Annotated in this window: 9 protein-coding genes; 6 read left to right on the top strand and 3 right to left on the bottom strand. The window is 62.5% G+C overall.

Annotated features, from left to right (window positions below; genetic code table 11):
- Nucleotides 1-104: 104 nt before the first annotated feature.
- From DBR46_RS29785 to DBR46_RS29775, 3 genes are all read left to right on the top strand, one after another.
- Nucleotides 105-437, top strand: a complete 333-nt coding sequence (locus tag DBR46_RS29785) for a DUF2790 domain-containing protein (RefSeq protein ID WP_124529954.1) — start codon at nt 105-107, stop codon at nt 435-437.
- A gap of 105 nt (nt 438-542) precedes the next feature.
- Nucleotides 543-1,859 (top strand): PAS domain-containing methyl-accepting chemotaxis protein, encoded by a 1,317-nt coding sequence (locus DBR46_RS29780; protein ID WP_124529952.1) that lies wholly within the window; start codon nt 543-545, stop codon nt 1,857-1,859.
- 52 nt (nt 1,860-1,911) lie between these two features.
- Nucleotides 1,912-2,487 carry a flavin reductase family protein gene (locus DBR46_RS29775; RefSeq protein ID WP_124529950.1) on the top strand — a complete coding sequence of 192 codons (576 nt, stop codon included), beginning with the start codon at nt 1,912-1,914 and terminating at the stop codon, nt 2,485-2,487.
- Nucleotides 2,488-2,490: 3 nt separating this feature from the next.
- Here the strand turns inward: DBR46_RS29775 and DBR46_RS29770 are convergent, their stop codons facing one another.
- On the bottom strand, nt 2,491-3,375 hold the full coding sequence (locus DBR46_RS29770) for a LysR family transcriptional regulator (protein ID WP_124529948.1): 885 nt from the start codon (nt 3,373-3,375) through the stop codon (nt 2,491-2,493).
- 122 nt (nt 3,376-3,497) lie between these two features.
- Here DBR46_RS29770 and DBR46_RS29765 point away from each other — a divergent pair, with 122 nt between their 5' ends.
- Nucleotides 3,498-4,841, top strand: a complete 1,344-nt coding sequence (locus DBR46_RS29765; RefSeq protein ID WP_124529962.1) for an MFS transporter — start codon at nt 3,498-3,500, stop codon at nt 4,839-4,841.
- A 123-nt stretch (nt 4,842-4,964) separates the two neighbouring features.
- Here the strand turns inward: DBR46_RS29765 and DBR46_RS29760 are convergent, their stop codons facing one another.
- Nucleotides 4,965-5,774 carry an AraC family transcriptional regulator gene (locus DBR46_RS29760; protein ID WP_124529946.1) on the bottom strand — a complete coding sequence of 270 codons (810 nt, stop codon included), beginning with the start codon at nt 5,772-5,774 and terminating at the stop codon, nt 4,965-4,967.
- A 138-nt stretch (nt 5,775-5,912) separates the two neighbouring features.
- On the opposite strand from DBR46_RS29760, the gene DBR46_RS29755 reads away from it, so the two are divergent.
- Both DBR46_RS29755 and ddlA read left to right on the top strand, forming a co-directional pair.
- Nucleotides 5,913-6,551: a LysE family transporter gene (locus DBR46_RS29755; protein WP_124529944.1), complete on the top strand. Its 639-nt coding sequence runs from the start codon at nt 5,913-5,915 to the stop codon at nt 6,549-6,551.
- 44 nt (nt 6,552-6,595) lie between these two features.
- Nucleotides 6,596-7,690, top strand: a complete 1,095-nt coding sequence (ddlA, locus tag DBR46_RS29750) for a D-alanine--D-alanine ligase (protein WP_124529942.1) — start codon at nt 6,596-6,598, stop codon at nt 7,688-7,690.
- Here the strand turns inward: ddlA and pgeF are convergent.
- On the bottom strand, nt 7,680-8,390 hold the full coding sequence (pgeF, locus tag DBR46_RS29745) for a peptidoglycan editing factor PgeF (RefSeq protein WP_124529941.1): 711 nt from the start codon (nt 8,388-8,390) through the stop codon (nt 7,680-7,682). The genes ddlA and pgeF overlap by 11 nt on opposite strands.
- Nucleotides 8,391-8,409 lie beyond the last annotated feature (19 nt).

Genomic DNA, 8,409 nt, shown 5'->3' with positions numbered 1-8,409 from the left:
GACTTGTTCGGAGATTCCCTAACAAATAAGTAATGTTCTGGTGAACATCGCGTCAGGGTTCGCTCGTTACTCTGGGTACTCAACTTTGAAGCGAGGAACTTGTGATGACCGTTTATAAACTTGGCCTGGGTGTATTGGCGGCAGTCTTGTCGTTCGGTGCTTTGGCCGAAGGCGGCGGCGACCGTACCTTTGCCTTGATGATGGAACGCAATGAAAAGGTCATGGCCGATTATGCCGCCCGCAACGGCAAGCCCGCGCCCGAGGTGCAGGCGTATCGCTATGGCATGCCGCTGGATATCGCCAAGGTGGTCAGCGTGACGCCACCGATTCGCAGCTGCAACGCCGTGCCTTCGCGCATGACCTATGAAGACTCCACCGGCAAGCTCAATACCATTGAGTATCAAGTGATGGGGCTGTGCCGAAACAATGGCGGTTGATGGATCCAAAAATATAGTTGGGCCTTGGCCTAAAGGACTCTTCAGAAAAGCTCGGCAGGGCCGATGCAGGTCAGATCCTTCCCTCCATTTGACCATCGGTGCCCCATGTTCAACACCCGCTTGAAGCAGGAGCTGTCTGCTCTTCGCGAAGAACTGTCCAGCTTGCAGCAGGTCAAGGAGAGCCTGGAAAGCGAGATGTTGTGCCTGACGCTGGACCCCCAGGGGCGTATCGACTGGGCCAATGACAACTTCCTCAAGGAAATGGCCTACCAGAGCGGCCAGCTGCAAGGCCGGGCCATTGGCGACCTGGCGCCGGCGCATGTGAAGCATGATGAATTCCAGCAGCGCTTCAACAATGCGCTGACGCGGGGTGAGCACTTCGCCGGCACCGTGCGCTTGCTGCGTGGCAATGGCGAGGAAGCGTGGCTGCGCTCGATCGTGCAGCCGGTGCGCAGCTCCGATGGGCGGATCAAGCATTTCTCCATCTTTTCCAGCGACCTGACCCGCACCATCGAAGCGTCGCGCGAGCATGAAAACCTGATCACCGCGCTGGTGCGCTCCACCGCAGTGATCGAGTTCGACCTGGGCGGGCACGTGCTCACCGCGAACGATCGTTTCCTTGGCGGCATGGGTTACAGCCTGGCGCAGATCAAGGGCAAACATCACCGCATGTTCTGCGAGCCGGAGGAGTACAACAGCGCCGAGTACCAGAACTTCTGGAAACGCCTGAACAACGGCGAGTTTGTCGCGGCGCGCTTCAAGCGCGTCGACAGCCACGGTCGCACGGTGTGGCTGGAAGCAACCTACAACCCGGTGCTGGATGCCACTGACCGCCTGTACAAAGTGGTGAAGTTCGCCACGGTGATTACCGATCAGGTCAATCAGGAACAAGCGGTCTCCGACGCCGCCAACATCGCCTACAGCACCTCGCTGCAAACCGACAACAGCGCCCAGCGCGGCACCACGGTGGTGACCCAGGCGGTGGACGTGATGCGCGACCTGGCCCAGCACATGCAGCAGGCTGGCGAAGGCATCGAGGCGTTGAATGCTCAGTCCCAGGTGATTGGCAGCATCGTCAAGACCATCAGCGGCATCGCCGAGCAGACCAACTTGCTGGCGCTTAACGCCGCCATCGAAGCGGCACGTGCCGGCGAGCAAGGCCGTGGTTTTGCGGTGGTGGCCGATGAAGTGCGCCAACTGGCCTCGCGCACCAGCAAGGCCACCGAGGAAATTGTCGGTGTGGTGCGTCAGAACCAGGACATGGCCCGTGAGGCGGTGGCGCTGATGACCGATGGTCGCCTGCAAGCCGAGCAAGGCCTGGCGTTGGCGGCAGAAGCGGGCTCGGTGATTGTCGAGATCCAGGACGGCGCACAGAAGGTGGTCAGCGCTGTAGGACAGTTCGCCAACCAACTGTCGAGCTGAGCGTAGGGCTCAGGTATCGTAGGCGCTTTCCTGCTTGAAGAGCCGACCGTCCATGAGCCCTACCCACCGTCGCCCCGTTCCATTGTCCAAGGCCTACCGCTTGCTTAATCACGGGCCGACCGTGCTGGTCAGCGCGGCCCATAACGGCCAGCGCAATATCATGGCGGCCGCCTGGGCGATGCCGCTGGACTTCGAACCGCCGAAGGTCGCCGTGGTGTTGGATAAAGCCACCTGGACCCGCCAGTTGCTGGAAGGCAGTGGCACCTTCGTGCTGCAGGTGCCTTGCGTCGCCCAGGCCGATCTCGTACAGACTGTCGGCAACACCAGCGGCAGCGAGACGGACAAATTCGCCACGTATGGCCTACAGGTGTTCAACGGCGAACACACCGACGCGCCGTTGCTGGAAGGCTGTGTGGCCTGGCTGGAATGCCGCCTGCTGCCCGAACCGCACAATCAACAGACCTACGATTTGTTCCTTGGCGAAGTGGTCGCGGCGTATGCCGACGAGCGTGTGTTCAGCGAAGGTCATTGGCACTTCGAAGGGCATGATGCGCTGCGCACCTTGCATCACATCGCGGGCGGAAACTTCCTGACCATTGGCGAACCGATCACCGGGCGCCAGCTCTAAGCCCTACCAGCGCGCGTTTGCCAACGCCTCGGCAAACGCCACCAACTTCGGCGAATACTGGCGGGACGGCGGATACACCAACGAGATCGCCCGACTGCGCCCGGCGAAGTCCTCCAGTACCGGCACCAGGCGCCCGGCGGCCAGGTCGTCGCGCACGGCAAAATCCATCACTTGGGCAATGCCAAACCCGCCCACGGCGCCGTCCACCAGCGCGTCGCCGATATCAAAGATCAGCCGCCCTTCGACGCTCACGTCCTGCACCTTGCCATTGAGCATGAACTGCCAGTCCACCATGCGTCCGCTGCGTAGATTGCGTACGGTGAGGCAGTGGTGGTCCTTGAGTTCATCGACGCTTTGCGGTGTGCCGAAACGGGCGAGGTAGGCGGGTGCGGCGACGGTGACCCAGCGCAACGGCGCCAGGGCGCGGGCGATCAGGCGTTGGTCCTGGATCTCGCCGGTACGCAGCAAGGCATCGAAGCCTTCATCGACGATGTCCACCAGGCGGTCGGTCATCACGGCTTCGATGCGCAGTTCGGGATAACGCAGGGTCAGCTCGCCGATCACCGGCATCACCACCTTGCGCCCGAACAGTGACGGCGTGCTGATCTTCAACAGGCCCGACGGGCTGCCACGGCGGTCGAGCATCAGCTTTTCGGCCTCGGCCAATTCCGCCAGCAACGGCGCGCTGCGCTCGTACAACAACTGCCCGTCGGGCGTGAGGCTGACGCTGCGGGTGTTGCGTTGCAGCAGGCGCACGCCCAGCTCGTTCTCCAGGCGTGAGATGGCCCGTGAGAGCCCGGATTGAGTCAGCCCCAGGTCGCCGGCGGCGCGGGTGAAACTGCGGGTTTCGGCCACGCGGACCAGCAGGCGGACAGCGTTCAGATCCATGATTAAAGTCATTACTGAAAGAGTGATAGCGCTATTTATCATCTATTGCGCATAAAACACACTGGCGACACTTCATTTCTGGACAGGACGCTGTGATGTCTCCCTCTCGACCCTCTGGCTGGATGCTGATGCTGTTGGCCACCGCCCAACTGATCATCGCCCTCGATGCCACCATCGTGTTTGTGGCATTGCCGCAGATTGGCACGCACCTGGACTTTTCCGCCCAGCAATTGCAGTGGGTGGTCAGCGCCTACAGCGTGGCGTTCGGCGGTTTCCTGTTGCTGGGCGGGCGGGCCACGGATTTGCTCGGCAAGCGCCGCTTGTACCGGACGGGGCAGGCGTTGTACGCGCTGGCGTCCCTGGCCGCCGTACTGGGTGGCAGCGCGGTGTTGCTGGTGCTGGCGCGGGCGGTACAGGGCGTGGGCGGGGCGCTGTTGTTTCCGGCGACCCTGGCGTTGATCAACACCCACTACGCCGAAGGGCCTGAGCGTAACCGTGCGTTTGCGGTGTGGAGTGCGGCGTCGGCGGCGGGCCTGGCGCTCGGCGCTTTGCTGGGCGGCGTGTTGACCCAGGTGTGGGGCTGGGAGGCGGTGTTCCTGGTGAACGTGCCATTGGCCGGTGGCTGCGCCTGGGCGGCCCGTTACTGGATTCCTGCCGACGGCGAGCGGGCCGTCGGGCGCAACTTTGATATCAGTGGCGCGCTGACCGTGACCGTTGGCGGCACCTTGCTGGTGTTTGCTCTGGTGCAAGGCCCGGAATGGGGCTGGACGGCGCCGTCTACCCTCGGCTGCATCACCCTGGCGGTGGCGCTGCTGGGGCTGTTCGCCTGGATCGAACACCGCGGGCGTGACCCGCTGATGCCGCTGCGGCTGTTGGCCTACCGCGAACTGCGCATGGCCATGGTGCTGACGGCGGTGTTCATGAGCAGCTTTGGCGTGCAGTACTACTTTCTGGCGCTGTATTACCAGCAGGTCTACGGCTACAGCGTGTTGCAGGCGGGCCTGGCGTTTTTGCCGGCGACCCTGGTGTGTACGTTCGGCATCTGGCTGGCGGAGCGTTCGCTGGCCAGGATCGGACTGCGCAATACCTTGGTCAGCGGGCAATTGGCGGGGGCCGTGGGCATTGCGCTGGTGTGCTGGGCATTACCGACGGGCGTGGGATTCTGGTCGCTGCTGCCGGGGATTTTTATCTTGAGCATTGGCCAGGGCATGACGTGGACGGCGATGTGGGTGGCGGCCGGCCTCGGTATTCGTCCTGGTGAGCAGGGCGTGGCGGCGGGGATGGCGTCCACCAGCCAGCAGATTGGCGGGGCGCTGGGGTTGGCGGTGTTAGTGTCGGTGGCCAATGCCGGTGGAATTGAGCTGGCGTTGTGGTTGAGTGCGGGGATTGCGCTGGTGGGGGCGGTGGTGGCGGTTGGGTTCAAAGAACGCGGTGCTGAGTCGAACTCAATTCCAGAGACAACCTAAATCCAATGTGGGAGCGGGCTTGCTCGCGAAGGCGGTGGTTCAGATAAATCAATGGTGACTGACACTCCGCTTTCGCGAGCAAGCCCGCTCCCACATTTTTGATCGCATTTGCAAATTGAAGCTTCAGCGCCCCAGCATCTTCACCCAACGCGACGGCGGCATGCCATAGGTGCTGCGAAACTGCCGGGTCATATGGCTCTGGTCAGTAAACCCCGCCGTCATCGCCGCATTCACCAACGATTGGCCCTGGGCCAGCAGGCTGCGCACCAGGTCCAGCCGACGCATGGTCAGGTAACGGTAGGGGCTGGTGCCGAACAACAAGCGGAAATCCCGCGACAACGCCCAGCGGTCGCGGCCGGCGTGGTCGGCCATTTCGTCCAGGGTGATGCTGCGGCCCAGGGCGCTGTGGATAAATTCCCGCGCGCGCTCGGCGGCGATGTAGTCGAAGCTCTTGCGGCTGGTGATCACCCCGCTGGCATCGCTCAGGGCTTGCGCCACGTCATACATCGCGTCCTGTTCCTGCAGCGGGTCGATCGGGCAGTCCAGGCTTTGCAGCAGCACTTCGCTGGCGCGGAACAGGCGCGGGTCGGTGGTATGGCCGCAGGGAATGAACGGCAATGGCTTGCCGCCGAGGATCTGTTGGATCAGCGCCGGCTCCACATAGATCATGCGGTAGCGGAAGCCTTCCTCGCTGCTGGCGCGGCCGTCGTGGGTTTCGTCGGGATGTATCACCATGGTCGTGCCGGGCAGGCTGTGGGTCATGCAGCCGCGATAATGAAAACTCTGCACGCCGAACAACGTACGGCCGATGGCGTAGGTGTCATGGCGATGCGGGTCGAACGCGAAGCCGGCAAAGTACGCCTCGATGCGGTCCATGCCGCTGGCATGCGGGGCGCGGTGCATCCAGTCGAGGGGGGAGATGGGATTGCCCATGGTGGCTTGTCACACAGTGAGGTGGAAACACGTTAACCGAGTCTGCGCTCCCAGTCTGCCGGGGTCTTGTACGATTGTGCAAGACAGGGGCGAGGCCTATGATCGCCGTTCGTGCCTTGCGCTGATGGAGTCGCCCCTATGGATTTTCTCAACCCCGCCTATGTGGCGCCCCTGGTCTCGCTGGCGCTGCTGTGGACCGTGGCAGTGGTGACGCCAGGGCCGAATTTTTTCAATACCGCGCAGTTGGCCGCCAGTTGCTCGCGCCGCCATGGCGTGGTGGCATCGGCGGGCGTGGCCACCGGTACGATCCTGTGGGGGCTCGCGGGTGGCCTGGGCATCAAGTCGCTGTTTACCGCCGCACCGATGCTGTACCTGGCGTTCAAGATCATCGGTGGCTGCTACCTGATCTACCTCGGCTTGAAACTGTTCAAGCGCTCGGCGCCGGCCATGGGCCAGAACCTGCTGCCGGACGAGCCTCGACGCTCGCTGTTCTCCGCATGGCGCCTGGGGTTGCTGGGCAATCTGTCCAATCCCAAGGCCGCGTTGTTTGTCGCCACCATCTTCGCGTCCACCATGCCGCCTTCGCCGTCGCCGATGCTGTTGACCCTGGCGGTGCTGACCATGGCCACCTTGTCCTTCAGTTGGTACTCCAGCGTGGCCCTGGTGTTCTCCAGCGAGCGCATGGCCAACCTCTACGGCCGTTCGCGCAAGTGGCTCGACCGTTTTGCCGGTGGTTGCTACGTGCTGTTCGGTGCACATCTGGTAGCGAATCGCTGACGGCCCGTGGTAAGAAGCCTTACTTTCAACGGTGAGGCAGGGTCATGAGCAAGGTGCGCGTAGGGATTATTTTTGGTGGCCGTTCGGCTGAACACGAAGTCTCGCTGCAATCGGCGCGCAATATCGTCGATGCCCTCGACCGTACACGCTTCGAGCCGGTGCTGATCGGCATCGACAAGGCCGGCCACTGGCACCTTAATGACACCTCGAACTTCCTGATCAACCAGGAAAACCCGGCCTTGATCGCCCTCAACCAATCCAACCGTGAACTGGCGGTGGTGCCGGGCAAGGCCAGCCAGCAACTGGTGGAAACCTCCGGCGGCGGCCTGCTGGCCCATGTCGATGTGATCATTCCCATCGTCCACGGCTCCCTGGGCGAAGACGGTTGCCTGCAAGGCCTGCTGCGCATGGCCGATCTGCCGTTTGTCGGCTCCGACGTGCTCGGCTCAGCGGTGTGCATGGACAAGGACATCAGCAAGCGCTTGCTGCGCGACGCGGGGATTGCGGTCACGCCGTTCATTACCCTGACCCGTCGTAATGCGCCACAAACAAGCTTTGACGATGCCGTGAACAAGCTCGGCCTGCCGCTGTTCGTCAAACCGGCCAACCAGGGGTCGTCGGTGGGCGTGAGCAAAGTCGGCAGCGAAGCCGAGTACCACGCGGCAGTCGAACTGGCCCTGGGTTTCGATGAAAAAGTGCTGGTGGAATCCGCCGTCAGCGGCCGTGAAATCGAATGCGCCGTGTTGGGCAACGACAACCCCATCGCCAGCGGTTGTGGCGAGATTGTGGTGAGCAGCGGTTTCTATTCCTACGACAGCAAATACATCGACGACCAGGCTGCCCAGGTGGTGGTGCCGGCGGATATCAGTGTCGAAGCCAGCGAGCGTATCCGCCGCTTGGCCATCGAGGCGTTTGAGGTGTTGGGTTGCGCGGGGCTGGCGCGGGTCGATGTATTTTTGACCGACGACGGCGAAGTGCTGATCAACGAAATCAACTCACTGCCCGGCTTCACCCGCATCAGCATGTATCCCAAGCTGTGGCAGGCAGCGGGCATGAGCTACAGCGAACTGGTGAGTCGGTTGATCGAGTTGGCGTTGGAGCGGCATGCGGGGCGCAAGGGGTTGAAGATCAGTCGGTGATGGTTCTACGCGCAATCCACGAATACAACAACGTCCTCACCTCCTCCGGGTGGTGGGTCCTTCTGCGGTAGCTGGCAAACGCGGGCGAGGTGCAGTAAGTGCAGACCGCGCTGACCTCCACCTGCTCACGCCGAACGCCGGCCGCTTGCAACAGCATCAGCGCGTAGGCGCTCAGGTCAAACCACGCGCTGCCCGTTTGGCGCGCGTGGGGCGGTGCAATCTGGGGGGGCAGCAACGGCGCCGGTTGGGCAAGGCGCCACAAGTGACCCTGATCGGCCTGGAATTGCGCGATAAAGTCGGCGCTCACCTCATAGCAACAGGGCTTGATCGACGGGCCGATAGCCACTTGCAACTGGTCAGCGCCAATCCCGTCCTCGGCAAAACGCTGCACAGCATTGGCGATGATCCCGGCTTGCAGGCCCTTCCAGCCGCCATGCACCGCCGCCACTTTCTCACCGTTGTTGGCCGCGATAAGGATGGGCAGGCAATCGGCCGTAATCACCGCGATCGGCTGCTGCGAGCCGGTGAACACCCCGTCGGCTGGAACCGTATTGCTCAACTGATCCGCTTGCCAGTCGATCACCGCAGCACTGTGCACCTGCTTGCAGATAAACACGCCTTCCGGGCACTGCGGGTCATTGATCGTACAAAAACCATGATCGACGCCAACGAGGGCGCCGAGATTGTCTGCCTGTTGCACGGCTGTGTCTCCGTTGCTA

Source organism: Pseudomonas sp. KBW05 (assembly GCF_003852405.1).
GTDB lineage: Bacteria > Pseudomonadota > Gammaproteobacteria > Pseudomonadales > Pseudomonadaceae > Aquipseudomonas.
Note: the sequence above shows the minus strand (reverse complement) of the source record. Positions and strands in the feature narration are given on the sequence as shown.

Coding starts and splice junctions, on each gene's coding strand:
- DBR46_RS29755 (WP_124529944.1), top strand. CDS start 5,913: ATGGATTTTCTCAACCCCGCCTATGTGGCGCCCCTGGTCTCGCTGGCG.
- DBR46_RS29775 (WP_124529950.1), top strand. CDS start 1,912: ATGAGCCCTACCCACCGTCGCCCCGTTCCATTGTCCAAGGCCTACCGC.
- DBR46_RS29770 (WP_124529948.1), bottom strand. CDS start 3,375: ATGGATCTGAACGCTGTCCGCCTGCTGGTCCGCGTGGCCGAAACCCGC.
- DBR46_RS29785 (WP_124529954.1), top strand. CDS start 105: ATGACCGTTTATAAACTTGGCCTGGGTGTATTGGCGGCAGTCTTGTCG.
- DBR46_RS29780 (WP_124529952.1), top strand. CDS start 543: ATGTTCAACACCCGCTTGAAGCAGGAGCTGTCTGCTCTTCGCGAAGAA.
- DBR46_RS29765 (WP_124529962.1), top strand. CDS start 3,498: ATGCTGATGCTGTTGGCCACCGCCCAACTGATCATCGCCCTCGATGCC.
- ddlA (WP_124529942.1), top strand. CDS start 6,596: ATGAGCAAGGTGCGCGTAGGGATTATTTTTGGTGGCCGTTCGGCTGAA.
- DBR46_RS29760 (WP_124529946.1), bottom strand. CDS start 5,774: ATGGGCAATCCCATCTCCCCCCTCGACTGGATGCACCGCGCCCCGCAT.